This is a genomic window from Rubrimonas cliftonensis (assembly GCF_900107585.1).
Classification (GTDB): domain Bacteria; phylum Pseudomonadota; class Alphaproteobacteria; order Rhodobacterales; family Rhodobacteraceae; genus Rubrimonas; species Rubrimonas cliftonensis.
Map to the genome: position 1 here is coordinate 24,358 of NZ_FNQM01000003.1, position 24,992 is coordinate 49,349.

27 protein-coding genes are annotated in these 24,992 nt (G+C 72.1%); 13 read left to right on the forward strand and 14 right to left on the reverse strand.

The features are described from left to right. The first annotated feature begins 75 nt into the window (after positions 1 to 75). Positions 76 to 738 (forward strand): MarR family winged helix-turn-helix transcriptional regulator, encoded by a 663-nt coding sequence (locus BLW43_RS05545; protein ID WP_093250119.1) that lies wholly within the window; start codon positions 76 to 78, stop codon positions 736 to 738. Here the strand turns inward: BLW43_RS05545 and lpxK are convergent. From lpxK to BLW43_RS05595, 10 genes are all read right to left on the reverse strand, one after another. Further along, positions 642 to 1,649 (reverse strand): tetraacyldisaccharide 4'-kinase, encoded by a 1,008-nt coding sequence (lpxK, locus tag BLW43_RS05550; RefSeq protein WP_093250121.1) that lies wholly within the window; start codon positions 1,647 to 1,649, stop codon positions 642 to 644. The two genes, BLW43_RS05545 and lpxK, sit on opposite strands and share 97 nt — an antisense overlap. Beyond that, entirely contained in the window at positions 1,649 to 2,959 is a 1,311-nt protein-coding gene (locus tag BLW43_RS05555; protein WP_093250124.1) for a 3-deoxy-D-manno-octulosonic acid transferase, read from the reverse strand. The genes lpxK and BLW43_RS05555 overlap by 1 nt, the downstream gene beginning before the upstream one ends. Further along, complete coding sequence (locus tag BLW43_RS05560) at positions 2,956 to 3,735, reverse strand: lysophospholipid acyltransferase family protein (RefSeq protein WP_093250126.1); 780 nt, start codon at positions 3,733 to 3,735, stop codon at positions 2,956 to 2,958. Before BLW43_RS05560 ends, BLW43_RS05555 begins: the two co-directional genes overlap by 4 nt. A gap of 5 nt (positions 3,736 to 3,740) precedes the next feature. Further along, entirely contained in the window at positions 3,741 to 3,995 is a 255-nt protein-coding gene (locus BLW43_RS05565; RefSeq protein ID WP_093250128.1) for a DUF4170 domain-containing protein, read from the reverse strand. Positions 3,996 to 4,142: 147 nt separating this feature from the next. After that, positions 4,143 to 4,946: an inositol monophosphatase family protein gene (locus BLW43_RS05570; RefSeq protein WP_281243474.1), complete on the reverse strand. Its 804-nt coding sequence runs from the start codon at positions 4,944 to 4,946 to the stop codon at positions 4,143 to 4,145. Continuing rightward, entirely contained in the window at positions 4,936 to 6,273 is a 1,338-nt protein-coding gene (locus tag BLW43_RS23885; protein ID WP_093250129.1) for a TldD/PmbA family protein, read from the reverse strand. The genes BLW43_RS05570 and BLW43_RS23885 overlap by 11 nt, the downstream gene beginning before the upstream one ends. A 94-nt stretch (positions 6,274 to 6,367) precedes the next feature. After that, positions 6,368 to 7,642, reverse strand: a complete 1,275-nt coding sequence (locus BLW43_RS05580; RefSeq protein WP_093250131.1) for an SAM-dependent methyltransferase — start codon at positions 7,640 to 7,642, stop codon at positions 6,368 to 6,370. Positions 7,643 to 7,671: 29 nt separating this feature from the next. After that, entirely contained in the window at positions 7,672 to 8,094 is a 423-nt protein-coding gene (locus BLW43_RS05585) for a DUF6524 family protein (RefSeq protein WP_245730937.1), read from the reverse strand. A 7-nt stretch (positions 8,095 to 8,101) separates the two neighbouring features. Further along, entirely contained in the window at positions 8,102 to 8,686 is a 585-nt protein-coding gene (locus tag BLW43_RS05590) for an MlaC/ttg2D family ABC transporter substrate-binding protein (protein ID WP_175478772.1), read from the reverse strand. 37 nt (positions 8,687 to 8,723) lie between these two features. After that, positions 8,724 to 9,467, reverse strand: coding sequence for an MlaA family lipoprotein (locus BLW43_RS05595; protein WP_175478773.1), 744 nt, complete (start codon positions 9,465 to 9,467; stop codon positions 8,724 to 8,726). A 164-nt stretch (positions 9,468 to 9,631) separates the two neighbouring features. Here BLW43_RS05595 and BLW43_RS05600 point away from each other — a divergent pair, with 164 nt between their 5' ends. The 6 genes from BLW43_RS05600 to BLW43_RS05625 all read left to right on the forward strand — a co-directional run bounded on the left by BLW43_RS05600 (position 9,632) and on the right by BLW43_RS05625 (position 15,721). Beyond that, positions 9,632 to 11,437 carry a type I secretion system permease/ATPase gene (locus tag BLW43_RS05600; RefSeq protein WP_245730938.1) on the forward strand — a complete coding sequence of 602 codons (1,806 nt, stop codon included), beginning with the start codon at positions 9,632 to 9,634 and terminating at the stop codon, positions 11,435 to 11,437. A gap of 119 nt (positions 11,438 to 11,556) precedes the next feature. Beyond that, on the forward strand, positions 11,557 to 12,822 hold the full coding sequence (locus BLW43_RS05605; protein ID WP_093250135.1) for an HlyD family type I secretion periplasmic adaptor subunit: 1,266 nt from the start codon (positions 11,557 to 11,559) through the stop codon (positions 12,820 to 12,822). A 26-nt stretch (positions 12,823 to 12,848) separates the two neighbouring features. Next, complete coding sequence (locus BLW43_RS05610; protein WP_093250136.1) at positions 12,849 to 13,310, forward strand: RidA family protein; 462 nt, start codon at positions 12,849 to 12,851, stop codon at positions 13,308 to 13,310. Further along, a complete protein-coding gene (locus BLW43_RS05615) occupies positions 13,307 to 14,107 on the forward strand; it encodes a glycerophosphodiester phosphodiesterase family protein (protein WP_093250137.1) in 801 nt (266 codons plus the stop codon). The genes BLW43_RS05610 and BLW43_RS05615 overlap by 4 nt, the downstream gene beginning before the upstream one ends. Before the next feature lie 64 nt (positions 14,108 to 14,171). After that, the gene (locus tag BLW43_RS05620) at positions 14,172 to 15,365 is read left to right on the forward strand and encodes a GNAT family N-acetyltransferase (RefSeq protein WP_093250138.1); all 1,194 of its coding nucleotides are present in this window, start codon (positions 14,172 to 14,174) and stop codon (positions 15,363 to 15,365) included. Continuing rightward, the gene (locus BLW43_RS05625; protein ID WP_093250139.1) at positions 15,362 to 15,721 is read left to right on the forward strand and encodes a 4a-hydroxytetrahydrobiopterin dehydratase; all 360 of its coding nucleotides are present in this window, start codon (positions 15,362 to 15,364) and stop codon (positions 15,719 to 15,721) included. Before BLW43_RS05620 ends, BLW43_RS05625 begins: the two co-directional genes overlap by 4 nt. A gap of 118 nt (positions 15,722 to 15,839) precedes the next feature. On the opposite strand, the gene irrA is transcribed toward BLW43_RS05625, so the two are convergent. Beyond that, positions 15,840 to 16,289 carry an iron response transcriptional regulator IrrA gene (irrA, locus tag BLW43_RS05630; RefSeq protein ID WP_093250140.1) on the reverse strand — a complete coding sequence of 150 codons (450 nt, stop codon included), beginning with the start codon at positions 16,287 to 16,289 and terminating at the stop codon, positions 15,840 to 15,842. A gap of 126 nt (positions 16,290 to 16,415) precedes the next feature. Between irrA and fabA the strand changes: the two genes are divergently transcribed. From fabA to BLW43_RS05650, 4 genes are all read left to right on the forward strand, one after another. Further along, entirely contained in the window at positions 16,416 to 16,934 is a 519-nt protein-coding gene (fabA, locus tag BLW43_RS05635; protein WP_093250143.1) for a 3-hydroxyacyl-[acyl-carrier-protein] dehydratase FabA, read from the forward strand. A gap of 31 nt (positions 16,935 to 16,965) precedes the next feature. Beyond that, positions 16,966 to 18,192, forward strand: a complete 1,227-nt coding sequence (gene fabB / locus BLW43_RS05640) for a beta-ketoacyl-ACP synthase I (RefSeq protein WP_093250144.1) — start codon at positions 16,966 to 16,968, stop codon at positions 18,190 to 18,192. Between the two features lie 5 nt (positions 18,193 to 18,197). Beyond that, complete coding sequence (locus tag BLW43_RS05645) at positions 18,198 to 18,986, forward strand: enoyl-ACP reductase FabI (protein WP_093251518.1); 789 nt, start codon at positions 18,198 to 18,200, stop codon at positions 18,984 to 18,986. Positions 18,987 to 19,098: 112 nt separating this feature from the next. Then, entirely contained in the window at positions 19,099 to 19,743 is a 645-nt protein-coding gene (locus BLW43_RS05650; RefSeq protein WP_139283991.1) for a hypothetical protein, read from the forward strand. 51 nt (positions 19,744 to 19,794) lie between these two features. Here the strand turns inward: BLW43_RS05650 and BLW43_RS05655 are convergent, their stop codons facing one another. The 3 genes from BLW43_RS05655 to BLW43_RS05665 form a co-directional block, all read right to left on the reverse strand. Beyond that, positions 19,795 to 20,262 (reverse strand): N-acetylmuramoyl-L-alanine amidase, encoded by a 468-nt coding sequence (locus BLW43_RS05655; RefSeq protein WP_093250148.1) that lies wholly within the window; start codon positions 20,260 to 20,262, stop codon positions 19,795 to 19,797. Between the two features lie 135 nt (positions 20,263 to 20,397). Further along, positions 20,398 to 20,850 (reverse strand): TIGR01841 family phasin, encoded by a 453-nt coding sequence (gene phaP, locus BLW43_RS05660; protein ID WP_093250150.1) that lies wholly within the window; start codon positions 20,848 to 20,850, stop codon positions 20,398 to 20,400. Positions 20,851 to 20,949: 99 nt separating this feature from the next. Further along, positions 20,950 to 22,185, reverse strand: a complete 1,236-nt coding sequence (locus BLW43_RS05665; protein ID WP_425441167.1) for a trans-sulfuration enzyme family protein — start codon at positions 22,183 to 22,185, stop codon at positions 20,950 to 20,952. A 125-nt stretch (positions 22,186 to 22,310) separates the two neighbouring features. Here BLW43_RS05665 and BLW43_RS05670 point away from each other — a divergent pair, with 125 nt between their 5' ends. After that, on the forward strand, positions 22,311 to 23,885 hold the full coding sequence (locus BLW43_RS05670) for an ABC transporter ATP-binding protein (protein ID WP_245730939.1): 1,575 nt from the start codon (positions 22,311 to 22,313) through the stop codon (positions 23,883 to 23,885). Next, positions 23,882 to 24,949 carry an ABC transporter permease gene (locus BLW43_RS05675; RefSeq protein WP_093250154.1) on the forward strand — a complete coding sequence of 356 codons (1,068 nt, stop codon included), beginning with the start codon at positions 23,882 to 23,884 and terminating at the stop codon, positions 24,947 to 24,949. The genes BLW43_RS05670 and BLW43_RS05675 overlap by 4 nt, the downstream gene beginning before the upstream one ends. Positions 24,950 to 24,992 lie beyond the last annotated feature (43 nt).

Below are 24,992 nucleotides of genomic sequence, written 5' to 3' on the forward strand. Positions count from 1 at the left end.
GGATTGACTTCGATCAAGGCGGGTGGCGGAGCGGGGTGGTCAAGTTCGGAACTGGATCATATTCGGAGCCGAAGCATGAGCGCACCAGCCAAGCCACTGACAGCCTCGGTCGCGGGCGAGCGAGCCCATGGCGGCGGCGCCGAACATGGATCCTGCCCGATCCGCGAGATCCTCGTCGAACTCTCGGCGACAGCGCAGATGAGCCGCGCCTACGCCGAGAACCTGCTGCCAAGGGGCCTCTCGCTCTCGACCTTCATCGTGCTCGATCATCTGTGCGACCGCGCCGCCGGCGCCACGCCGATGCGCGTGGCGCGCGCGCTGGGCATTCCCAAGGCGAGCCTGACGAACACGCTCGCCAGCCTCGCCCGGATGAAGTGCCTCGCCATGCGCCCGGACCCGCGCGACGGCCGCGGCAAGCAGATCTTCGTGACCGAGGCCGGGCGCGAGACTCGCGACGCGGCGCTCTCCGCGCTCCATGGCGACGCAGAAGCAGTGTGCGCGACGATGGCCCGGGTCTCGGGCCGCGGCGCCGCGGAGACCGCCGCCGAACTGCGCGGCGGCCTCGCGGCGATTCGGGCCGCGCTGGCCCCCCCCGGCGCGGAGAGGGCCGGCGAGAAGCCAGACCCCTGCGGCGCGCCGCCTCACGACTGCGAGGAAAGCGCGGCGATCCTGTCTATGAGCGCCTCGAAGGCCGCCGCATTGTCGAACGACAACCGCACCGGCAGAGCCAGAACCTGAGAGCGGCAGGCGGCCGACAGCCGCGCGGCGTCCTTCTCGGTCGTCACCAGCATCGCGTCGGCGGCGCGCGCCTCCTCGATCATGCGGCGCAGGATGCGCGGCGCGTAGGGCGCGTGGTCCGGAAAGGCGTGAGTCGCGACGAGGCGCGCGCCGAGCGCGCGGAGGGTCCGGAAGAACTTCTCGGGGCGACCGATACCGGCGAAGGCGACGACGTCGGCGCCGTCCAGCGGCATGGCGGCGGCGAGCGGCTCCAGCCGCGCGCGCAGCGGCGCGAGCCGCGCGAGCGCAGGCCAGTCGCCCAGGGTCCGCGCCGCCTCAGCGCCGTCGCCGATCAGGATCGCGGCGTCGGCGCGCGCCAGTCCGGCCGCGACGGGCTCGCGAAGGGGGCCGGCGGGGATCACGCGGCCGTTGCCGAAGCCGGCCCCGGCGTCCACCACCACGATGGACAGATCCTTGCGCAGCCGCGGGTTCTGGAAACCGTCGTCCAGCAGCGCGAGGCGCGCGCCGGCGCGCGCCGCCGCGCGCACGCCGGCGGCGCGGTCGCGCGAGACCCATGTCGGCGCCCAGAGCGCGAGCAGCAGGGGCTCGTCGCCCACCTCCGACGCGGCGTCGGCCAGCGGGTCCACCCGCCGCGGGCCGCGCGCGGCGCCGCCATGGCCGCGGCTGACGACATGGACGGCGACGCCGCGCCCGGCGAGCGCCTGCGCCAGCGCGATGGTGGTGGGCGTCTTGCCGGCGCCGCCGGCGGTAAGGTTGCCGACGCAGACGACGGGTATCGCCGCCTTCTCGGCCCGGATCAGCCGCCAGCGCAGCGCCGTCGCCAGCCGCCAGACGAGCGACAGCGGCCAGAGCGCCAGCGCGGCCGGGCCGGGCGAGCCGGGCGGCCGGCTCCAGAACGCCGGGGCGCGCATCACGTCGCCGCTCCGGCCGGCGGCGGCGGCGGCGCAAGCGCCGCGAGGGCCTCCGCCATGCGCGCAGCCACGCCAGGGTCCGGCGCAAGCGCGAGCCGCCCGGCGGCGGCGTCCGCGGCGGCCGCCGGCGCCAGCCCGCCGCCGGGCTGAACGGCCTGCGTCAGGGCCGCCGCGATCGTCGCGGCGCCATCGACGGCGCGGGCGCAGGCCCCCAGCGCGGCGTAGGCGTCAGCGAAATTCGCGACATGGGGTCCATGCGCCACCAGCGCCCCGAGCGACGCCGGCTCGTACGGGTTGTGGCCTCCGACAGGCGTCAGCGAGCCGCCGACGAAAACGAAGGGCGCGAGCCGCAGCCACAGCCCCATCTCGCCGAACGTGTCGGCGACGTAGAGCGCCGTATCCGGCGCGGGCGTCTCACCGATGGATCGACGCGCGACGGCGAGCATGGCAGCGGCGGCCTCTGCGGCGATGGCGCCGCCCCGCTCGGCATGGCGCGGCGCGACGAGGGTCAGCAGGCCGGGCAGGCGGCCGCAGGCGGCGAGGTGCGCCGCGATCGCCGCGGCCTCCTCGCCGGGATGCGTGCTGACGGCGGCCCAGACCGGCCGTCCGGCGAGCGCGTCGCGCAGCGCCCGCAAGGCCTCGTCGTCGGCCTCCGGCGGCGAGGCCGACGACTTGAGCGGACCTGCGACGACCACCCGATCGAGCCTCGCGCCGAGCCTCGTCAGGCGCTCGGCGCTGGGCGCGTCTTGGGCGAGCGCCAGCGACACGCGCGCCATCATCGCCCGCGCCAAGCCGGGCGCCCGCCCCCATCGCGCCGCCGAACGTTCCGAGAGACGCGCGTTCGCCAGCGCGACCTTCGCGCCGGCGCGCTCGGCCGCGACCAGCGTCGCGGGCCAGAGCTCGCTGTCGATCCGCACCGCGAGACAGGGCCGCCAGTGGGCCAGAAAACGCTGCAGAAAGGGCCAGACGTCCACCGGCGCGAACTGGTGGACGACCGACTTCGGCAGCCTCGGGCCCAGCGCCTGCGCGCTCGCGCGCGTGCCCGTCGTGAGCAGGAAGGCGAGGTCGGGCCGCCGCGCCGCCATCGCCTCGATGAGCGTCAGCGCGGCCAGCCCCTCGCCGACGCTCGCGCCGTGCACCCAGACGAGCGGGCCCTCGGGTCGCTCTGCGGAGGCGCGGCCCATGCGCTCGCCGAGACGCGCCGCGTCCTCCTTGCCGCGCGCCGCGCGCCGCGCGAGCAACAGCCGCGCCAGCGGCGCCGCCATGCGCGAGGCGGCAAGATAGAGGCTCAGCGCGGGCGACAGGGTCACTTTGCGTCGGGCCGGGCGTCGGGGCGGTCGTCGAGCCCGCCTTCGTCCCAGGCCCCGCGGTCGTCCGCCGCCGGTTCGGGCTCGCGCCCGACAAGCGCGTCGGCGCGCAGGGTCAGCGCCGTCAGAGCCGCCTCGACGGCCGCGCGATGCGCCGCGACCGCTTCCGGCCCCGCGCCCCGCGGCGCGATCGGCTCTCCCGCCAGCATCACGCCACGGTCGAAGGGGACGGGGATCAGGAAGCCGTCCCAGCTGCCAGCCCGGCGGCCGCGACGCGTCGAGATCGCGAACGGCACCACCTGCGCCGAGGTCAGCGCGGAGAGCGCCGCGACGCCCGGCTTCACGCGCAGCCGCGGGCCGCGCGGCCCGTCCACCGCGATGGCCACGACGCCGCCCTCCCGCACCGCGCGGACCGTGGCGACCGCCGCCGCCCTGCCCTGCTTGTCCTTGCCCGGCTTGCCCGGATCGGCGCTGGAGCCCCGGATCAGCGAGACGCCGAAGCGCCGCGTGAGCGCGGCGATCACGTCGCCGTCCCGGTTCGCGGAGATCATCGCCCAGCTCCGCCTACCCTCCGGCGCGGCGAGGGCGGAGAAGGCGAGGCGGTTATGCCAGACGGCCACCAGAAAGCCCTCGGCGCCCGCGAGCGCCGCCTCGACGCCCGGCGCCCGTTCGACGCGCCAGCGCGTCGTGCGCCAGCAGAGCGTGATGTAGCCCCACGCCAGCGCGCCGGCCGCCTCGCGCCCGAACGCTCCGAACAGCGCCCTCGGCCGCAGGTCCATGGGCGTCAGCGCTGCGCTTCGGTGGGCCCGGCCGGCGTCTCCTCGTCGAGCAGGCGGTGCAGGTGGGCGATGAAGTAGCGGGTCTGCGCGCTGTCCACCGTACGCTGAGCGGCGGCCTTCCAGGCGGCGTGGGCGCTTGCGTAGTTCGGGAACAGCCCCACGATGTCGATGGCCGACGGATCGACGAACTCGGTGGACTGCGGATTCTTGAGCTCGCCGCCGAACACGAGGTGCAGCAGGGTCGGCGCTTGGTCGGCCATGGACGATCTCCGGCGCTGCGCGAGCGGCACGACGCCGCTGCGGTGATGGTGCGCCGCACCCTAAGCGCGGGCGGCGCGCGGTCAACGCGTCAGGGCGCCCCTGCCCCGCCGCGCCTCAGCTTCGCCGCGCCCCTGCCCGGCCGCGCGTCAGGCCGCCGGCGGACGCCGAAGCGCGAGCAACGCGCCGTGCAGCGCCGGCGGGGCGGCGATCAGCCCCCTGGAGCGCGCGCCGGGCGCGTTGAAGCGCAGCGCGGCGCCGTCGCCGTCGCTCACCGCGCAGCCGGCCTCGGCGGCGATCAGCGCGCCGGCGGCGACGTCCCACTCCCAGGCGTCGCGCAGGGTGATCACCGCGTCGGCGCCGCCGTCGGCGACGAGGCACATGCGGTGCACGAGGGAGGGCCGGAACGCGCGCCGCACCGGCGGCGCGCCGCCCGGCCAGAGCTTCGGGTCGAGCTGCGCCGCGCCCGAGAGCGCCCGCGCGCCCGCCAGCGCGCCGCGGCCGGAATGGCCGATGGCCGCGCCGTCGCGCGTCGCGCCCTCGCCCAGCGCGGCGCTGTAGAGCTGACCCAGCGCGGGAAACCACGCCGCCGCGGCGGTGACGACCCCGGCGCGGGCGACCGCCAGCGCGACGCACCAGCCGGTTTCGCCGGCGATGAAGGCGCGCGTGCCGTCGATGGGGTCCACGATGAAGACGGTCTCGCTGGCGAGCCGCGCCGCGTCGTCCGGCGTTTCCTCCGACAGCCAGCCATAGTCCGGCCGCGCCGCCTCCAGCCGCGACTTCGCCAGGACGTCCACGGCGAGATCGGCCTCGGTGACGGGCCCGGCCTCGCCCGGCTTCTCCCATTTCCGGGGGTCGCGGCGGAAGAAGTCCATGGCGACGGCGCCGCCCTCGCGCGCGACCTCCTCCAGCAGGGCGCGGTCCGCGCCCGGCGCCGGATGATCAGGCGACAACGAGGCCCTCCACCCGAAGGCTCGGAACCGACAGCGACATGTGCGGGTCCGGATCGTCGGCGGCGGCGATGGTCGGCAGCATCCGCGGCAGGGCGCCTGCGATGGTGGCCTCGGCGACGGCGTGGACGATCTCGCCATTCTCGAACCAGAACCCGCCCGCGCCGCGGCTGTAGTCCCCGGTGGTGGGGTTGACGCTGCTGCCGAGCATGGTCGTCACGAGCAGGCCGCGCCCCGCCTCGGCCATCAGCGCCTCGCGGCTGACGGCGCCGGGGGTCAGGCGAACGTTGGTGGCGCCGGGCGACGGCGCCGACGCCACGCCGCGCCGCGCGTTGCCGGTGCTCTCCAGCCCCAGCTGCCGCGCCGAGGCGCTGTCGAGCAGCCAGCGCGCCAGCACGCCGCCCTGCACGATGGGGCGCGCGCGGGCGGCGAAGCCCTCGCCGTCGAAGGGGCGGGAGGACGGCCCGCCCGGCAGCAGCGGATCCTCCAGCAGATCGGCCCAGGCGGGCAGCACCGCCTCGCCGAGACGGCCCTGCAGCCAGCTCGACCCCCGCGCCACCGAGGCGCCGTTCGCCGCGCCGAGCAGGTGCCCGATCAGCGACGGCGCCACGCGGCGGTCGAAGATCACCACCGCCGGCCCGGCGGGCGCCTTGCGGGCGCCGAGGCGGGCGACGGCGCGCTCGGCGGCGCGGCGGCCGACGCCGGCGGCCCCTGGCAGATCGGCGAAGCGGCGGCGCACGGCGTAGTCGTAGTCGCCCTCCATGCCCCCCGGCCCCGACGCGATGGCGGAGACCGAGAAGCCCGAGGTCGTGCGTCCGTAGCCGCCGCTGAAGCCGTTCGAGGCGGCGAGCGCAAGGTCGGTCCGGCTGACGGAGGCCTGCGCGCTTTCGACCTGCGAGACGCCCTCGACCCCGAGCGCCGCGGCCTCGGCCTCCAGCGCCAGCCGCTCGAGCGCAGCCGGATCGGGCTGCGGGTCGTCGTCGATCAGCGCCAGCGTCGCGGGGTCGGGCGCGGGCCCGAGCGCCGCGGCGTCGGGCAGGCCGCACCAGGGATCGTCCGGCGCCGCGCGCGCCATCGCCACCGCCCGCTCGGCGATGGCGAGGATGGTCTCCGCGCGCGGATCGGACGCCGAGACGCAGGCCTGCCGCCGCCCGACGATGGCGCGCACGCCGAAATCCACGCCCTCAGAACGCCCGGCCTCCTCGATGGCGCCGCCGCGCACGGCGATCGAGGTCTCCTCGCCGCGCAGCGCAAGCGCGTCGGCGCCGTCGGCGCCGGCCTTGAGGGCCGCTTCGACGAGCCGCGCCGCGAGTGTGCTGAGGTCGATCATGCCGCGCCGCTCCGTCCTGCAGGGGACCGCCTGCTTACAACCGGGCGCGCCCGGGCGAAAGGGCGGCGGGCGAAGCCAGGCGGCGCAGACGGGCTCAGGCGGTCTCGCCGAAAGCCCTTGCCGTGGCCGCTGCGATGCGCGGCAGGGCCTCGCCTTCCCGCTCGGCCAGCCTCGCCTCGTTCTCGGCGACGTAGCCGCGCGTCAGCGGGCACGCGTCGCGCAGGCGGCCGAGCTGGAGGTGCATCACGGCCGACGAGCCGTGCTCGAACACCGCCTCGCAGGAGGCGAGGTAGATCTCCCACATCCTGAGAAAACGCGCCTCGTAGCGCCCTTCGAGCTGCGGGCGGGCGGCGAGGAACCGCTCGCGCCAGGCGCGCAGGGTGCGGGCGTAGTGACGCCGCCAGATCTCCACGTCGAGCGTCCAGAGCCCCGACTTCTCGATGGCGGCGACAGTCTCGGAGAGCGACGGGCTGTAGCCGCCCGGGAAGATGTGCCTGCGGATGAAGGGGCCGGTCACGCCGGGCGGCGACTTGGTCGTGATCGAGTGGATCAGCGCGAGCCCGTCCGGCGCCAGCCTGTCGCGGACGCCGAGGAAATAGGGCTGAAGCTGGCCGACGCCGACATGCTCGAGCATCCCCACCGACACGACGCGGTCGTACGTCCCGCGCACCTCGCGATAGTCGCGCAGCTCGAAGCGCACGCGCTCCGAGAGCCCGGCGGCCTCCGCGCGGGCGCGCGCGACCGCGAGCTGGTTCTCCGCGAGCGTGACGCCGACCACCTCGACGTCGGCGACCGCGGCGAGATAGAGCGCCATGCCGCCCCAGCCGCAGCCGATGTCGAGCACGCGCTGGCCCGGGCTGAGGTTAAGCTTGGCCGCGATGCGGCGCTTCTTGGCGGTCTGCGCCTCCTCCAGCGTCGTCGCGCCCTCGGCCCAGTAGGCGCAGGAATACTGCATGTCGGCGTCGAGCATCAGGCGGTAGAGGTCGTCGCCGATGTCGTAATGCGCCTTCGCGTTGGCGCTCGCGCGGCTCAGCGTGTTGTAGGTGAGAAAGCGCCGCGCCCTGCGCGCCAGCGTGCGGAACAGGATCTGCCCGGGCGAGAGGTCGAAGGCGCGCTTGTTGACGAAGAAGACCTCCATGAGGTCGTGCACGTCGCCGCGCTCCATCGTCAGCGTCCCGTCCATGAACGCCTCGGCGGCCTTCAGCTCGGGGTTCAGCGGGATGCGCCAGTCCAGCGAGGCGTCATGGATGCGGATCGCCGCCTGCGGGCCGTCGCCGTCGCCGAAACGCCAGACCTCGCCCCCCGGTCCGGTCAGCTCCAGCCGACCTTTGCGGACGGCGCGCTCCAGAAGGCGGGGAAGCAGGCGCATCGGCGATCTCCCTCGGCCTCGGCCCGGCGTCAGTCCGCAACGTCGTCGACGTCGGCCTGTCCGCTCAGCATCGCGCGGATGTGAGACCATGACATGCCGACGCCCAGCACCACGCCCGCGACCGCGAGCGCGGCCCACTCCATCGCGGCGCCGCCGGAGAGCGTGAGAACGCCCGCATCCGCCAGCACCCAGACGAACGCCGCGAAGAAGGCCGTCGCGAGCGCGAGCCCGAGCGCGCCGAGCGCGCGGAAAGTCGCGCGCAGATAGATCGCCCAGAGTATCAGCAGCGTCACGCCGGCCAGCGCGACCAGCGGCAGGTTGTCGCGCGCGGCGCCCAGCGCCCAGTGCGCGAAGGAATGGCCGCTCGGATTGAAGGTCGCGAAGACGAGCAACACAGCGAAGACGATCCGCAGCGCCATCCCGCCGGCGGTGAACCTGCGCCCCGCGGCCATGTCGCCGTCAGGCCCCTAGATCGGCGATGAACTGGTCGATGTCGCCGCCGCGCTTCTCAAGCATCGCGGCGAACTCCTCGCGCTGGGAGATCGACAGCGAAACGCCCTCGCCCACGACGTCGACCACCTGGGTCGAGCCGCCGCGGTCCGTCACCAGCCAGTCGATGCGGATGTCCTGCCCGCCGGGCGACTTCAGCAGGCTGTTCACGAGCACGCCGCGCTGTCCCGCATCCTGGGAGCCGGTCACGATCAGGGTCTGACCCGAGTACTCGCCGAGGCGGCTGACATAGGCGTTCGCCGCGTAGCGCTCGAAAGCCTCGAGATAGGCCTCCTGCTGCGCCTGCGACATCTCCCGCCAGGCGAGCCCGGCGGTGAACCGGCCGATCTGGGGAAGCGCGGCGTTCTCGCGGAACAGCTTCAGGAAAGCCTGCGCCCGCTCCTCCGGAGAGTTCGTCCGCCTGACGATGGCGATGACTTCGTCGGCGAGCTCGGTCACGAAGGCCTCGGCCGCCTCCGGCTCCAGCGCGCGCGCCGCGTCCAGCGCGAAAGCGGACGCCGCGCTGGCGACGATGAACATGCGTCGGTTGAGCATTCCTGGTCGTCTCCTGCTGGTCGCGCCGGAGGCGCGGTCACTCCGCGAAAACGTCGGGTAGCGCCTCGACGTCCACAACCCCGTCGGCGATGCGGTTGCGCCTGCTGAGCACATAGCCCGTGCGCGTCGCCACATAACTGTCCTCGCTGTCGTACAGAACGCTGTCGATGATTTCGAAGTTCTGGTCGCGCAGAATGATCACCGGGCCGACGAACTCGCCGACCGCGGCCGCGATCTGCCCGGTGCCGCCGCCGAAAGTGACGTAGGTCAGCGGGTTCATGGCGATGTTGCCGATGCGCCCGAAGGCGTCGCGCGACGTCGCCGGCCCCAGCACCGGCAGAACGACGAAAACCCCCTCCTCGGCGCCCCACTCGGCCAGCGTCACGCCGAAGCCGTTGTCCTCGAACGGCAGACCGAACTCCGTCGCCGGGTCGAGCAGGCCGCCGGCCCCCACGAGCGTGTTCACGCCGAACCGCCCCGCCGTCTCAAGCGCGCCGTCGACGTCGGCCTGAAGGACGTTGTTGATGAAGATCAGCGGCAGCCGCACATGCTCGACGAAGTTGCCGAGCATGTGCTGGAACAGCGTCGGCGTGGCGACATCATAGACCTGCGCCGCGGGCCGCAGCACGAAGCGGTCCGCCGCCACGTTGAAGCCGTGCATGACGCGGTTCACATTCTCGTACGGGTCGGCGATGAGCTGTCCCGGCGGCGTGGGGGCGGCGCACGCGCCGAGCGATAGCGCGGCGAGGCCGCAAGCAGCGAGGGTGGTTCCGATTCGCATGGCACGCCTTCCAGTCTGGGGCTCCGCTCCGCGCCAAGGAGTCGCGTGAGACCGCCTAACATATCCTCTCGCAAGCACGCGCGCCGAAATCAAGGCGACATACGGGCTTCGCATTCGGCCGTCCGTCATGCTAACGACCGCGCGTTCAGAGGAGAATGGGCGTCATGCGCGAGCCACCCCGTAACGGCCTTCCCGAGTTGCGCGCGGCGCTCGGGGCGTCGCGCAGCCTCTTTTTCGGCGTCGGGCTGTTCAGCGTGTTCGTGAACCTGCTCATGCTCACCGGGCCCCTTTTCATGCTTCAGGTCTACGACCGCGTCCTGGCCAGCCGCTCCGAGGCGACGCTGCTGACGCTGTTCCTGCTGATCGTCGCGCTCTTCGCGCTGATGGGCGTGCTGGACTTCGCCCGCACGCGGGTGCTGTCGCGCGCCGGCGCCCGGTTCCAGAGCCTGCTCGACCGGCGCGTGTTCGACGCCGTCCTGCGCAGGGCGGTCTCGCCCGACGAACGGGGCGCGCCGAGTTCGGGTCTGCGCGACCTTGAGGCGATCCAGCGCGCGCTGTCCGGTCCGGCGCCTTTCGCCTTCTTCGACGCGCCCTTCGCACCGCTGTTTCTGGCGATGATCTTCTTCTTCCACTGGAGCCTCGGCCTGCTGGCCATCGTCGGCGGGATCATTCTGTTCGCGATCGCGCTCCTGAACGAACGCCGGTCGCGCGCGCCGCTGGCGGCGTCGGCGGAGGCTTCCGCGAGGTCGGAGAACTTCGCCGAAGTGCTGCGGCGCGAGGGCGAGACGGTGCAGGGGCTGGGGATGCGCGAGGCGGCGCTGGCGCGCTGGAGCGGCCTGCGCGAGAGCAGCCTCGCGGCCCAGATCGGCGCGTCGGACGCGACCACGGGCTACAGCGTCAGCTCCAAGACCATGCGGTTCTTCCTGCAGTCGGCGATGCTCGCGCTCGGCGCGCTGCTGGCGATCGAAGGCGAGATCACGCCGGGCGTGATGATCGCAGGCTCGATCCTGATGGGCCGCGCGCTGGCGCCGGTGGAGCAGGCCATCGGCCAGTGGGCGGTCATGCAGCGGGCCTTCTCCGGCTGGAGCAAGCTGAAGGAACTGCTTGAGAAGACGCCGCCGGAAGCCCGGCGCACCGAACTGCCGGCGCCGAAAGGGCTGCTTGAGGCGGTGGGCGTCACCGCGGCGGCCCCCGGTTCGCGGACGCCGGCGCTGCGCAACGTCTCGTTCCGGGTGGAGCCCGGCCAGGCGCTCGGGGTGATCGGGCCTTCGGCCGCGGGAAAATCGACGCTGGCGCGGCTTTTGGTGGGGATCTGGCGGCCCGCCTCGGGCTCGGTGCGCCTCGACGGCGCCGCGCTGGACCAGTATGACGACGTCACCCTCGGGCGGCATGTCGGATATCTGCCGCAGGACGTGGCGCTGTTCGACGGCACGGTGGCGGAGAACATCGCCCGCCTGTCGCCGGACGTCGACGCGCAGGCCGTCGTGACAGCGGCGAAGCGCGCCGGGGCGCACGAGCTCATCCTGCGACTGCCGCAGGGTTACGACACGCCCATCGGCCCCTCCGGCGCGCGCCTGTCCGGCGGCCAGCGTCAGCGCATCGCGCTGGCGCGCGCGCTCTACGGCGATCCGGCGGTGGTGGTCATGGACGAGCCCAACTCGAACCTCGACGCGCGGGGAGAGCAGGCGCTGGTCGCGGCGATCAAGGATCTGCGCGAGCGCGGCCGCGTCGCCGTGGTCATGGCGCACAGGCCCTCCGCCATCGCGGCGTGCGACGTGCTGCTTATGCTCGACCAGGGCGCGCCGCGGGCGTTCGGCCCGAAGGAGCAGGTGCTGAAGGAGACGACGGCGAACTATCCGCAACTCGTCGGCGGGGCGCCGGCGTCCGCCGCGCCGCCAGCCGCGCCGCCGCCCCAGCAGACGGGCGGCGCCTCCGCCGTCGGCGGCGGCTACTTCAGGCCGAAGCCGTGAGCGGCGCAGCGCAACCGCCGGCGCCGGCCGGCCCTCGCACCACAGCCCTCGGCGCCCTTGCGTCGCCAAGCGCTGCGGCCCCTGCTCAGCGACTCGGGAAGTGGAGCGCGGCGTCGGCGATGCGGATCGGCCTTGTCGCCGTCTTCGTGCTTGTCTTCGGCATCGGCGGCTGGTCCGCGCTGGCGACGATCTCCGGCGCGGTCGTCGCGTCGGGCAGGGTCAAGGTCGAGAACAACCAGCAGGTCGTTCAGCACCCCGACGGCGGCGTGGTGCTGCAGCTCAACGTGAAGGAGGGGCAGAAGGTCGAGGCCGGCGACGTGCTCATCGGCCTCGACGACCGGCTACAGCGGGCCGAGCTGGCGATCCTCGAAGGACAGCTCTACGAGATCATGGCCCGCATCGGCCGCCTGGAGGCCGAGCAGGAGGACGCCGAGGCGCCCACCTTCGACCCCGAGCTGGTCTCGGTCGCAGCGCAGCGGCCGGAGATCGCGTCGCTCGTCGAAGGCCAGTCGCGTCTCTTCGCCGCCCGGCTGGAGACGCTCAACCGCGAGCGAGAGCAGCTCCGCGAGCGTCAGGTCCAGATCCGCGACGAAATCAAGGGCGCAGAGTCGCAGATGAACGCCCTCGAGATCCAGCTCGGCTTCATCGGCCAGGAGTTGCGCGACCAGCGCTCGCTGCTGGACCGCGGCCTGACGCAGGCGACGCGCGTGCTGTCGCTCGAACGAGAGAAGGCGCGGCTCGACGGCGAGTTCGGCGCATTGACCGCGCAGATCGCCCAGGCGCGCGGCCGCATCACCGAGATCGAGATCCAGATCGTCGGCCGCGAGGCGACGCGGCGCGAAGAGGCGATCGCGGAACTGCGCGACCTGCGCTCGCGCGAGGCGGAGTTGAAACAGCAGCGCCTCTCCCTGCTGGAGACGCTGGAGCGCCTTGCGATCCGTGCGCCGCGTTCCGGCTCCGTCATCGGGCTCACCGTGTTCACCGAACGCGCGGTGATCCGCCCCGCCGAGCCGATCCTCTTCATTGTGCCGGAAGCGGCGGAGCTGGTGGTGGAGGCGCGGATCGAGCCGCAGCAGATCGATCAGGTCTATGTCGATCAGCCGGCGCGGCTCCGCTTCTCGGCCTTCAACCAGCGCACGACGCCGGAGATCGACGCCATGGTGGCGCGCATCTCGGCCGATGCGATCGTCGACGAGAACACCGGGCAGAGCTACTTTCTCGCCGAAGTCGACATCACGCCGCAGGGTCGGGAACAGCTCGGCGACCTGCGTCTCGTCGCCGGCATGCCGGTGGACGCGTTCCTGCGCACGGGCGACCGCACGCCGCTAAGCTTCCTCGTGAAGCCCGTTTCCGACTATTTCAGCGGCGCGCTGACCGAGCGCTGAAGACGCCCAGCCACGAGGAGAGAGAGATGACCCACACCGCAGAGACCCGCCTCAAGGAGCTTGGCGTGACCCTGCCCGACGCGCCTGCGCCGGCGGCGAACTACGTTCCGGCCGTGCGCGCGGGCGATCTTCTCTTCGTGTCGGGTCAGGTGAGCCAGAACGCCGACGGCCTCGTGAAGGGCGTTCTGGGCGCGGATATGGACGTCGAAGCCGGCGCTGCGGCCGCGCGCCTCTGCGCAATGAGCCTGATCGCCCAGGCCCGCGCGGCCTGCGATGGCGACCTCTCGCGCATCCGGCGCGTCGTCAAGCTGACCGCCTTCGTCAACTCCGCGCCCGGCTTCGGAGACCAGCCCAAGGTCGTGAACGGCGCATCGGATTTCCTCGTCGCGGTGTTCGGGGACGCGGGCCGTCACGCCCGGTCCGCGGTCGGCGCCGCCCTGCCCTTCGGCGTGGCCGTGGAGATCGAGGCGATCTTCGAACTGGCATGACCTGGGCGCCGCCTCCGTCAGTCGCGGCGCTGGTCGCCGCTCCGGTCGCCCATCGCGGTCTGCACGACCCGAAAGCGGGTCGTGTCGAGAACAGCCGCGCCGCGGTCGCCGCCGCGGTCTCGGCAGGCTACGGCGTCGAGATCGACGTGCAGCTCTCCGCCGACGGCGAGGCGATGGTGTTTCACGACGAGACGCTCGACCGGCTTACGCGCGAGACCGGCCTGCTGCGGGAGCGCACGGCCGCCGCGCTTTCGGATACCGCGCTGACCGGCGGCGGCGAGACCATCCCGACGCTGGGGGAGATCCTCGCGCTCGTCGGCGGGCGGGCGCCGCTCGTGGTCGAGATCAAGGACCAGGGCGGAACGCTCGACGGCGCCGGCGTCGGCCCGCTCGAGGCGCGCGTCGCGGCGCTGCTGAGCGGCCATGGCGGAACCGTCTCGGTCATGTCCTTCAATCCCGCGTCAGTGGCGGCGATGGCGCGGCTCGCGCCGTCGCTCAGCCGCGGCGTCGTGGCCTGCGCCGCGGCCGACTACCCGGACGACATCCCGGCGGAGCGGCGCGAGGCCCTCGCGGAGATGACGGAGGCCGAGGCCGTGGGCGCCGCGTTCTTCTCCTACGACTGGCGCGCCCTGCCGACCCCGCGTACTCGGGCGCTGAGGGCGCAGGGCCTCGCCGCGCTCTGCTGGACGGTGCGAAGCGCCGCGGATGCAGAGCTCGCGCTGCGCGGCGCGGACGCCCTCACCTTCGAAGGCTTCGCGCCGGAACTCCGAGCCGACAGGCCGAGCCCACGGGTCTGACCTGGCGGGCCGTTGACCTGCGCTAAACAGGCGCCACTCTCTTGTTCTGGTTCGGAGGCGCGCCATGGCGGACGGCGGACGGGACGGCACCATTTCGATCGAGGCGTTGGGGTCCATAGCGGCCGTGCCCGCCGCCGACTGGGACGCCTGCGCCTGCCCGGAAGCGCTGGACGGGGGGCGGCCGCTCGATCCGTTCACAACCCACCGGTTCCTGCTCGCGCTGGAGGAAAGCGGCGCGGCGTCGCCGCGCGCCGGCTGGGCCCCGCGCCATCTCGCGGCGCGCGACGCGTCGGGACGCCTGCTCGGCGTGACGCCGCTTTACCTGAAGTCCCACAGCCAGGGCGAATACGTCTTCGATCATGCATGGGCGCACGCCTATGAGCGTGCGGGCGGCGACTATTATCCCAAGCTGCAATGCGCCGTGCCCTTCACGCCAGCGACCGGGCGGCGACTGCTCGCGCACCCTGACGCGCCGATCGACGTCGTGGAGCCGGCGCTGCTGCAGGGCGCGATGGAGCTGGCGCGGCGCGGCGACATCTCGTCGCTGCACCTGACCTTCTGCACCCAGGGCGAGTGGGAGCGCGGCGGCGCGCTGGGGCTGCTCCAGCGCCAGGACCAGCAGTTTCACTGGGAGAGTCGCGGCTACGCGACCTTCGAGGATTTCCTCGCCGACCTAGCCAGCCGCAAGCGCAAGCAGCTTCGCAAGGAGCGCGAGCAGGCGACGGCGAACGGCGTCGAGATCGTGCGGCTGACCGGCGACGCCCTCCAGCCGGAGCACTGGGACGCGTTCTGGCTGTTCTACCAGGACACCGGCTCGCGGAAATGGGGGCGGCCCTACCTGAACCGGCGCTTCTTCGAACTCGTGCAGGAGCGGCTGCGCGAAGACGCGCTGCTGGTGCTGTGCCGGCGCGACGGGCGCTGGATCGCCGGCGCGCTCAACTTCATCGGCCGGAGCACCCTTTTCGGGCGCTACTGGGGCTGCGCGGAGGATCACCCCTGCCTGCATTTCGAGGCGTGCTATTATCAGGCCATCGACGCCGCGCTGGAGCTGGGCCTCACGCGCGTCGAGGCGGGCGCGCAGGGCGCCCACAAGCTCGCCAGGGGCTATCTCCCGACGCCCACCTACAGCCTGCACTGGATCGCCGACCCAGGTTTTCGCAACGCCGTGGCGGACTATCTGCGGCGCGAGAGAGAGGCGGTGGGCGAGGAGATCGCCTTCATGCTCGACAGGGGCCCGTTCAGGAGGGATCAGGCATGACGCAAGTGCAGCGGCCGGAAAAGCTCGGCGCGGACGCAAGGCGCGACCTGCTCCCGCCGCTGGCCCAGACGGGCTGGGGCTCCGTCGACGGCCGCGACGCGATCCGCAAGGTCTATCGCTTCAAGGATTTCGTCGAGGCGTTCGGCTTCATGAGCCGCGTGGCGCTCGCAGCCGAGAAGCTCGATCATCATCCGGAATGGCGCAACGTCTACCGCACCGTCGACGTGACGCTCGCGACGCATGACGCAGGGGGCCTGAGCATCCTTGACGTTCATCTCGCGAGGCGGATGGACGCGCTCGCGCACGGCGCCGAGCATGACCAGACCGCGGTTTCTCCGATGCAGGCGCTGCTTTAGCGCCTTTTCCGAAGCGGCTGCATGAGTCGGCGGCGGGAAAACAGCGACCAGGTGACGGCATCGACAGATTGATCCGTCGCAGTCGGGTCGGACGCCGCTCTGGCGGCCTCCAGCCGGCTCAGCGGCGGCGCAGGCGGATGACGACGTCGACTCGGGCGATCTCGCTGCCTTCCGGGGGCGTCGGGAGACGCGTGATCTCCACGCCGTTGGATGGCGCATCCGTCAGGGCGCCGTCGTCCTCCCAGTAGAAGTGCGGATGGTCCTCGGTGCGGGTGTCGAAGTAGCTGCGGGCGCCGTCGACGGTGATCTCCGTCAGCAGGCCCGCTTCAGTGAAGCTCTTGAGCGTGTTGTACACGGTCGCCAGCGCAACCCCCGCGCCGTTGCGTCGGGCGGCGGCGTGAAGGCTCTCGGCCGTGACGTGCCTGTGCCCGCCGTCGCCGATGAGCAGCGCGGCGAGGGCGAGCCGCTGTCGCGTTGGGCGCAGCCCGGCGGTCGCCAGCCAAGCCGCCGCGACCCTCCGCGCGCCCTCGTCGCAGCCGCCGTCCTCGATGTCGCACGAACCTGTCATGCGCCTAAGCATAGGCTTTCCGCGCGCCGCACGCCAGACCGCGCCGCTGCGACGACTTGCGCGGCGCGCGCGCAGGGTGTTACGGCTCGCTCAAAGCGCGGAAGATCGGTGCGCCCGAGGGGTTAAATGACCGACAGACAAGCAAGTTACGACTTCGAGGGATTGATGCGCTGCGCGCGCGGCGAACTCTTCGGCGCCGGCAACGCCCAGCTTCCGGCGCCGCCCATGCTGATGATGGACCGGGTCACGGCGATCGAGGAGGACGGCGGCGCGCATGGCAAGGGCCGCGTCGTCGCGGAATTCGACATCAAGCCCGACCTCTGGTTCTTCCAGTGCCATTTCCTCGGCGACCCGGTGATGCCGGGCTGTCTGGGCCTCGACGCGCTGTGGCAACTCACCGGCTTCTTCATGGGCTGGAAGGGCATGCCGGGCCGCGGGCGGGCGCTCGGGGTCGGCGAGGTGAAGTTCTCTGGGATGGTCACGCCCCAGACCCGCCTCGTGCGCTACACGGTCGACTTCAAGCGCCTCATCGACCGGAAACTGAAGCTTGGCATCGCCGACGGGGTGATGGAGGCCGACGGAACGCCCATCTACCAGACCACCGACATGCGCGTTGGCCTGTTCCAGGACGAAGCGCCCGCCTGATCGGCGGTTCATCATCGAGGGAGTTCTGCCCATGCGGAGGGTGGTCGTCACAGGCATCGGCGTGGTCTCGTCGATCGGCAACGACGCGCAGGAGGTCACGGCTTCGCTGCGCGAGGGACGATCGGGCATCCGCTTCGCGCCGGACTACGCGGAGCACGGGTTCCGCTGCCAGGTGCACGGTGCGCCCCAGATCGACATCGACGCGATGATCGACAAGCGCGACCGGCGCTTCATGGGCGACGGCGCAGCCTACAACTTCATCGCCATGCGGCAGGCGATCGCCGACAGCGGCCTGACCGACGCCGAGGTGAGCCATGAGCGCACCGGCCTCGTGATGGGTTCCGGCGGACCGTCGACCAGGAACCTTTTTCAGGCGCACCAGATCGTGCTGGAGAAGAAGTCGCCCAAGCGCATGGGGCCGTTCATGGTGACGCGGGGCATGTCCTCGACCAACTCCGCCTGTCTGGCGACGCCGTTCCACATCAAGGGCGTGAACTACTCCATCACGTCGGCCTGCTCGACTTCGGCGCACTGCATCGGCAACGCCGCCGAGATGATCCAGTGGGGCAAGCAGGACGTGATGTTCGCCGGCGGCGGTGAGGAGCTCGACTGGACGCTCTCGTGCCTGTTCGACGCGATGGGCGCCATGAGCGCCAAGTACAACGACGCGCCCGAGACCGCTTCGCGCGCCTTCGACGCGACGCGCGACGGCTTCGTGATCGCAGGCGGCGGCGGCGTGGTCGTCCTGGAGGAGCTGGAGCGCGCCCAGGCGCGCGGCGCGCGCATCTACGCCGAAGTCACCGGCTACGGCGCGACGTCGGACGGCTACGACATGGTGGCGCCATCCGGAGAAGGGGCCGAGCGCTGCATGAAGCTGGCGCTCGCCACGCTCGGCGAGCGTAAGGTCGACTACATCAACGCCCACGGGACATCGACGCCGGCCGGCGACGTGACGGAGGTGAAGGCCGTGCGCGCCGTGTTCGGCGAGGACGCCATGCCGCCGATCAGCTCCACCAAGTCGCTCACCGGCCACTCTCTCGGTGCGACCGGCGCGCAGGAGGCGATATACTGCCTGCTGATGATGCAGGGCGACTTCATCGCGGGGTCGGCCAACGTCGAGACGCTCGATCCCGAGATCCGCCCTGGCGAGATCGTGACGCAGCGCGTCGACGACGCGGGGCTCGACACCGTGATCTCCAACAGCTTCGGCTTCGGCGGCACCAACGCGACCCTCGCCTTCAGCCGCTACCACGGATGAGCGTCATGCCGATCATGGAAGGTCGGAGAGGGCTCGTGATGGGCGTCGCGAACGACCACTCGATAGCCTGGGGCGTGGCGCGGACGCTTCACGCCCATGGCGCCCGCATTGCGATCAGCTACCAGGGCGAGGCGTTCGGGCGCCGCGTGACGCCGCTGGCCGAGAGCATCGACGCGATCACCGTGCCGGCGGACGTTGGCGACCCGGCGAGCCTAGACGCCGCCTTCGAGCAGATCGCCGCAAAATGGGAAACGATCGATTTCATCGTCCATGCCATCGCCTACTCCGACAGGAACGAGCTGCAGGGACGCTTTGCGAACACGACGCGGGAGAACTTCCTCCGATCCATGGACGTCAGCTGCTACTCGTTCATCGACGTGACCCGCCGCGCGGCGGAACTGATGCCCAATGGCGGCGCGGCGCTCACCATGAGCTATCTCGGCGCTGAACGGGTCATGCCGAACTACAACGTCATGGGCGTCGCCAAGGCGGCGCTCGAGGCGTCGGTGCGCTATCTGGCCGCCGACTTCGGCCCGGTGGGCGTCAGGGTCAACGCGCTCAGCCCGGGGCCGATGCGGACCCTCGCCGGTTCCGCCGTCGGCGGCGCGCGGCGCGTCTACAAGCGCAGCGCCGAGACGGCGCCCCTGCGGCGGAATCCGACGCTCGACGAAGTCGGCGGCGCGGCGCTGTTTCTCCTGTCGCCGCTCGGCGGCGCCGTGACCGGGGAAGTCATGTTCGTCGACGGGGGCTTCCACGCCGTCGGGATGCCGCCTATCGACGAGGGCGCGGCCTGATCGACATGCGAAAACGTTAACGAACGCTTGATCTCGGCGAGCTTTTGGATCAACTTCCGGTAGAGTTTTTCCGGAGGCGAACGCCGTGCCGCGGGATGTCGCGATTGCGTCCATGGAAGACGACCGGCGCGCACCGGGCGCCGCGGCGCCGTTGTCCTCCGGGGAGATGGCGCAGGCGCGTTGGGCTCAGTTCGAAGCATTGATGGCAGCCGACGCCGCGTCTTCGCGGGCCGCCCCATCGCCGGAGCAGGTCGGTCTGCGCGCCCGGACGGAGGAACCGACCGGTCATGCGCCGCGCCGGGACCGTGCTCGGCTCCCCGCCTCGCTGCGCGCCGCCGCAAGGCCGACCGGGCCCCGCGGGTCAAGGTCGGGCGCGGATCTACGGTGCTGGCGCCATCGCGCCGAAGGCGCACTGGCGGCCGCGGCGATCCTTGCTCTCGCGATGGCCGGCTTCAGCCTGGTTTCCGGAGTCGCATCGGGCGCCGAGGACGTCACCGCGACGGCTGAGCAGCGCACCTTCGCTCGGGCGTCTGAGCAGGATTATCTGGCGCTGGAGGAACTCATCAAGGCGGCGCTCAGCGAACCCGAAGCGTCGCGTGGTGAGGTCGAGACCCGGTCCGTGGCGGCCGACGCCCTGCTTCCGGTCAGGCTCGACGGCGATGGAGCGCCGATGGGGACCGGTTTCGGCGGCGCATCGCACCTTGAGACGATGCGGACGCTGGAGGCGCTGACTCACCTGCCGGGTGGGCCCGCATGAAGCCGCGCCTGGCGGGCATCACTCCCTCGCCATCCAGCTGAGCGGACGCGATCAGACTTTCGCGTCCTCCTCCTCCTCGAACTCCTCGCGCACGATCGGCATGGTCATCACATGGGCGCGCCAGTCCGCCTGGGCGTCGAAGCAGGGGCAGGCTTTCGCCGCGAACTCGTTGTGGCCGTGAACGGTCGATCCGGGGAAGCGCCCGATCAGCGTCGCCGTGAGGTCGTAGAGCGCCGCCTTCTGCTCCTTGGTGCGCGTGTCCTTGGGCTTGCCGCTCTTGGTCAGACCGCCCACATAGCTGATGCCGACACTGGCGGCGTTAAGACCCCGAACATGGGCGCCAGCGCGGATCAGCGGCCGCCCGGCCTTCACGGACCCGTCAAGTTCGATGACGAAATGATAACCGATGTCGCTCCAGCCGCGACCGCGCACATGCCAGTCCCGCACCGTCTCGACAGAGATCGGATCGCCTTCCTTGGTCGCCGTGCAGTGCCAGATGATCTTGTCGATCCTGCGCATTCTGCCCCTCCCGCTTTCGGCCGCGGCTGGATGCGCGCGCCTCGGCGAGCAGCCTACAGCAAACGCAACGCAACGAAAGCATGGCGAAGACATGTCGCATGCGGGGGCGGCGCGAGGCCGCCCCTGCGAGCAGGATCAGGACCTGCCGGCCATCGACTGCAGCTCGGCGAGGCTTTCCTTGACGCGCGCGGAGACGATCGCGAATGCCTCCTCGTTGGCCTTCTTCGCGGCCTCGGCGAGCTCGGTCATGTTCGCCAGCGCCTTCTCCATCGCAACGCGGTAGAGATCGGCCTGCTTCGCGGCGGCGTCGGGGTTCATGCCGTCGCCGATCTGGCCCATCTGGGCCTGCGCGGCGCTCATGGTCTCCTCGAAGATCGCCATCTGCTTCTTGAAGAAGTCCTGGTAGCCGGCCGCCGCGGCGCGATTCGCCGCCATCAGTGCTTCCATGTTCTTCTTCTGCGACTCCATCACGGCCTGCATGTCGAAGCCGGGAACCTTGTAGCTCTCGAACATCTTGGTCATGTCCGGAACCTTGAACATCTCGGACATCTTTTCCGCGTCGAAACTGAACATGTTCTTGTCGAACATTGTGCTTCTCCCATGGCTGTTTCAGCGCCCGATGCTGTCCGAACGCCCTCCGAGACTCGATATGCTGCGGCGCAACATGAATTGCAAGCTTGGTGTGAATTATGAGACCGATTGGCGGGCGGCGGCGACGATCTCGCCCACCAGCATCGCCGTCTCCTCCACGCCCACCGAGACGCGGATGAACCCCTCGTCGATGCCGAGCGCGGCGCGGCCTTCCGGCGTCAGGCCGCGATGCGACGAACTCGCGGGGTGCGAGAGCGTGGTGCCGACGTCGCCCAGCGTGGGCGCGAAGGGGATATGGCTCGCGGCCCGCAGGAAACGGTTCGCCGTCTCGCGCCCGCCGCGGAGCCGGAAGCTGACCATGTTGGCGTAGCGGCCCCGCAGCAGCCCTGCGGCGCGGGCGTGGTCGGGATGGTCGGCGCGGCCCGGATAGAGCACCTGCGCCACCGCGGCGCATTCGCCGAGCGCGTCCGCCAGCGCCGCCGCGGTGGCGGAGGCGCGGTCATAGCGCAGATCGAAGGTGTGCAGCCCGCGCTCGGCGAGCCAGCAGTCGAACGGGCTCGCCGTCAGCCCCCAGGTCGTGGCGGCGTCGTAGAGCGCCCGGTTGCGCTCAGGCGTGTCCGCCGCGACCCAGCCGAGCGTGGCGTCGGAGTGCCCCGCCAGCAGCTTGGTGACGGAATGGACGACCACGTTGGCGCCGTGGGCGAACGGGCTGAAGCCGCGCGGCGTGGTGAAGGTGTTGTCCACCACCAGCAGAAGGCCCTTGGCGCGCGCGATCTCGGCCGCGGCCTCCATGTCGGCGACGCGCAGGGTCGGGTTCGAGACGACCTCCAGCACGATCATGCGGGTCTCGGGCCGCACCGCGGCGGCGATGGCGGCGCCGTCGGTCGGGTCCACGAAGCTGGTCTCGACGCCCATGCGGGGCAGATCCTGCCGCATCAGGCGCAGCGAGCGGCCGTAGAGCTGGTCTCCGGCGACGATGTGATCGCCCTGTTTCAGCAGCCCGAGAAAGACCGCGCCGACCGCCGCCATGCCCGAGCCGGTGACGACGCCCCTGCCCATCTGCGGCGTCACGCCCTCCATCCAGTCGATCTTGTCGCCGAGCACCGTCGCGTTCGGGTGGCCTTCGCGCGCGTAGGTGTAGCCGGGGCTGCGGCCCTCGTACTGCGCGTCCAGCGCGTCGGCGTCGATCGAGCGCCACGCGACGGCGGGCTGCAGCGGCGTCGTCAGCGGCGTGGAGGAGGACGTCGCCGGCGGCGACCGGCGCACCACCGAGCGGCCGTCCTGATTGTGGCCCATGGCGCGCGCCGGCGTCGCTGACGTCTCTTCGGGCATTTGGCGATTCTCCTGAACGATCGGGGATCAGCGGCGTCGGTTCGGCGCCGACGTCGCGCCACCCTCTTGCGCCGGCGGGAAGCCTTGCGCAACGTCCTGCCGTCGATGCCGCGGGAGAGAGCCTCGTGACGCTGGAGAGCGCAAGCGCCCCGCCCGGACGCACGGGCGAGCCCCTGCTTGACGTCCGCGGCGTTTCGAAGCGCTTCGGCGCGGTGACGGCGGTCGACGACGTGACGTTCTCGATCCGCGCGGGAGAGCGGCACGCGCTTCTGGGCGAGAACGGCGCCGGCAAGTCGACCGTGGTCAAGATGATCTACGGCTCGCTCCAGCCCACCGCAGGCGGTTTCGCTTGGCGCGGCGAGCCCGTGTCGATCGCCTCGCCGGCGGCGGCGCGCGCCATGGGCGTCGGGATGGTGCACCAGCATTTCTCGGTGTTCGAGGCGCTCACCGTGGCCGAGAACGTGGCGCTGGCCCTGCCGCGGGAGCCGATGGCGGCGCTGGCCCGCCGCATCCGCGAGGTCTCCGCCAGCTACGGCCTCGCCATCGACCCCGAACGCTCCATGCACGCGCTCTCGGTCGGCGAGAAGCAGCGCGTGGAAATCATCCGCTGCCTGCTCCAGCAGCCGAAGCTGCTGATCATGGACGAGCCGACCTCGGTCCTGACGCCGCAGGAGGCCGAGGCGCTGTTCGTCGTCCTGCGCAGGCTCTCCGACGAGGGCTGCGCCGTACTCTACATCTCGCACCGGCTGGAGGAGGTGCGCGCGCTGTGCTCGGCCGCGACGATCCTGCGCCGCGGCAGTGTGGTCGCGCGGTGCGACCCGCGCGAGATGACGGCGCGGGCGCTGGCCGAGGCGATGATCGGCGCCGGCGTCGGAGCCGTCGAGCGCACCCCCGCGCCGGCGCCGGGCCCGGTCCGCCTCGCGCTGCGGGGGCTGACCCTGCCGGCTTCCGATCCGTTCGGCATGGCGCTGCGCGACGTTTCGCTCGAAGCGCGCGGCGGCGAAGTGCTCGCGGTGGCGGGCGTCGCGGGCGAAGGCCAGTCGGAACTGTTCGCGGCGCTGAGCGGCGAGGCGCGCTCGGCGGCGTCGATGGTCGAGATCGACGGACGGCCGGCCGGCGCTCTGGGGCCGACGGCCCGCCGCCTGCTCGGCGCCGCCTTCGCGCCGGAGGAGCGCAACGGCCACGCGGCCGTGGGCGAGATGCGGCTGAGCGAGAACCTCGCGCTCTCGCACCACGCCGTCGCCGGCCTCGCCCGCGGCGGCGCGCTTGGGCGCCTGCTCGGCGGCTGGATCGACTGGCGGGCGGCGCGGGCATGGTCGGCGCGCGTGCGCGAAGCCTTCGACGTGCGCGGCGGCGGCGAGGATCCGCAGGCGCGCAGCCTGTCGGGCGGCAATCTGCAGAAATTCGTGATCGGGCGCGAGATCCTGCGCGAGCCCGGCGTCCTCGTCGTCAACCAGCCGACATGGGGCGTCGACGCAGGCGCCGCAGCGGCGATCCGCACCGCTCTCGTGCGGCTGGCGCGGGCCGGCGCGGCGGTGGTCGTGGTGAGCCAGGACCTCGACGAGATCTTCGAGATCGCCGACCGGATCGCAGTGATGCGCCGCGGCGCGCTGGCGCCCGCGGCGCCGACCGCCGAGATGACCGCCGAGCGGCTCGGCGTGCTCATGGGCGGCGCCGACGCCGCAGAGGCCGCCGCATGATCGCTCTGGAGGCGCGCCCAGAGGCGTCGCGGGCGCTGGCGCTGGCCTCTCCCGCGCTCGCCATCGTTCTGACGCTGCTCGCGAGCGCGGCGCTCATCGCCGCGCTCGGCCGCGATCCGCTCTCGGCGCTCCACGTCTATTTCGTGTCGCCGTTTCTCGACGGCTACAGCCGCGCCGAGATCCTCGTGAAGGCGACGCCGCTGGCGCTGATGGGGGCCGGACTCGCCATCTCGTTCCGCGCCAATGTCTGGAACATCGGCGCCGCCGGTCAGTACACGCTCGGCGCGCTGGCGGCCGGCGCCGTGGCGCTTGCGGCGCCGGAGGCGCGCTCGGCGCTGTGGCTGGCGCCCTATCTCGCGGCGGGCGTCGCCGGCGGGATGCTCTGGGCCGCAGCGCCCGCGCTCCTGCGCACCCGGTTCGGCGCCAATGAAATCCTCGTGAGCCTGATGCTGACCTATGTGGCGGGGCTGCTGCTCGACTGGCTGGTGCGCGGGCCGTGGCGCAGCCCCCTCTCGTTCGGCTTCCCGCAGTCTCGCGACTTCGCCGAGGCGTTCGTCCTGCCCGTGATCCTCGACGGCACGCGCCTGCATGTCGGCGCCCCGGCTGCGCTGCTGATCGCCGCGGCGCTGGCGCTCTTGATGGCGCGAACGCTGCGCGGCTTCTCGGTGCGCGTGATCGGCGCGTCGCCGCGGGCCGGCGCGTTCGCCGGCTTCGGCGAGAGCGGGACGGTGTGGTTCGCGCTGCTGCTCTCGGGCGGTCTAGCCGGACTTGCCGGCGCCATCGAGGTGGGCGCGGTGATCGGCAAGATACAGCCCGACATCGGTGCCTCTGCGGGCTTCACCGCCATCATCGTCGCGTTTCTGGGGCGGCTGAACCCGTTGGGCGCGGTGCTCGGCGCGCTTGTGCTGGCCGTGAGCGTGATCGGCGGGGAGAACGCGCAGATCCTGCTCAAGCTGCCGAAGAACGTGACCGGCGTGTTTCAGGGGATGCTGCTGTTCTTCCTGCTGGCCTGCGACGTCCTGATCCGCTGGCGGGTCGTGTGGCGGCGGAAGGGGGCGGCGTGAGCGGCGCTTCCGATATCGCCAGGGCGCCGGCGGGACAGGCCGC

Bases quoted from the DNA above. Each gene is read 5' to 3' on its own strand.
- BLW43_RS05605 (WP_093250135.1), top strand. From the start codon at position 11,557: ATGCGGATCGGCCTTGTCGCCGTCTTCGTGCTTGTCTTCGGCATCGGC.
- irrA (WP_093250140.1), bottom strand. From the start codon at position 16,289: ATGACAGGTTCGTGCGACATCGAGGACGGCGGCTGCGACGAGGGCGCG.
- BLW43_RS05650 (WP_139283991.1), top strand. From the start codon at position 19,099: ATGGAAGACGACCGGCGCGCACCGGGCGCCGCGGCGCCGTTGTCCTCC.
- BLW43_RS05620 (WP_093250138.1), top strand. From the start codon at position 14,172: ATGGCGGACGGCGGACGGGACGGCACCATTTCGATCGAGGCGTTGGGG.
- BLW43_RS05560 (WP_093250126.1), bottom strand. From the start codon at position 3,735: ATGGACCTGCGGCCGAGGGCGCTGTTCGGAGCGTTCGGGCGCGAGGCG.
- BLW43_RS05590 (WP_175478772.1), bottom strand. From the start codon at position 8,686: ATGCTCAACCGACGCATGTTCATCGTCGCCAGCGCGGCGTCCGCTTTC.
- BLW43_RS05565 (WP_093250128.1), bottom strand. From the start codon at position 3,995: ATGGCCGACCAAGCGCCGACCCTGCTGCACCTCGTGTTCGGCGGCGAG.
- BLW43_RS05675 (WP_093250154.1), top strand. From the start codon at position 23,882: ATGATCGCTCTGGAGGCGCGCCCAGAGGCGTCGCGGGCGCTGGCGCTG.
- BLW43_RS05580 (WP_093250131.1), bottom strand. From the start codon at position 7,642: ATGCGCCTGCTTCCCCGCCTTCTGGAGCGCGCCGTCCGCAAAGGTCGG.
- BLW43_RS05625 (WP_093250139.1), top strand. From the start codon at position 15,362: ATGACGCAAGTGCAGCGGCCGGAAAAGCTCGGCGCGGACGCAAGGCGC.
- BLW43_RS05665 (WP_425441167.1), bottom strand. From the start codon at position 22,185: ATGCCCGAAGAGACGTCAGCGACGCCGGCGCGCGCCATGGGCCACAAT.
- BLW43_RS05610 (WP_093250136.1), top strand. From the start codon at position 12,849: ATGACCCACACCGCAGAGACCCGCCTCAAGGAGCTTGGCGTGACCCTG.
- lpxK (WP_093250121.1), bottom strand. From the start codon at position 1,649: ATGCGCGCCCCGGCGTTCTGGAGCCGGCCGCCCGGCTCGCCCGGCCCG.
- BLW43_RS05615 (WP_093250137.1), top strand. From the start codon at position 13,307: ATGACCTGGGCGCCGCCTCCGTCAGTCGCGGCGCTGGTCGCCGCTCCG.
- BLW43_RS05645 (WP_093251518.1), top strand. From the start codon at position 18,198: ATGCCGATCATGGAAGGTCGGAGAGGGCTCGTGATGGGCGTCGCGAAC.
- BLW43_RS23885 (WP_093250129.1), bottom strand. From the start codon at position 6,273: ATGATCGACCTCAGCACACTCGCGGCGCGGCTCGTCGAAGCGGCCCTC.
- BLW43_RS05595 (WP_175478773.1), bottom strand. From the start codon at position 9,467: ATGCGAATCGGAACCACCCTCGCTGCTTGCGGCCTCGCCGCGCTATCG.
- BLW43_RS05585 (WP_245730937.1), bottom strand. From the start codon at position 8,094: ATGGCCGCGGGGCGCAGGTTCACCGCCGGCGGGATGGCGCTGCGGATC.
- BLW43_RS05545 (WP_093250119.1), top strand. From the start codon at position 76: ATGAGCGCACCAGCCAAGCCACTGACAGCCTCGGTCGCGGGCGAGCGA.
- phaP (WP_093250150.1), bottom strand. From the start codon at position 20,850: ATGTTCGACAAGAACATGTTCAGTTTCGACGCGGAAAAGATGTCCGAG.
- fabB (WP_093250144.1), top strand. From the start codon at position 16,966: ATGCGGAGGGTGGTCGTCACAGGCATCGGCGTGGTCTCGTCGATCGGC.
- BLW43_RS05655 (WP_093250148.1), bottom strand. From the start codon at position 20,262: ATGCGCAGGATCGACAAGATCATCTGGCACTGCACGGCGACCAAGGAA.
- fabA (WP_093250143.1), top strand. From the start codon at position 16,416: ATGACCGACAGACAAGCAAGTTACGACTTCGAGGGATTGATGCGCTGC.
- BLW43_RS05600 (WP_245730938.1), top strand. From the start codon at position 9,632: ATGCGCGAGCCACCCCGTAACGGCCTTCCCGAGTTGCGCGCGGCGCTC.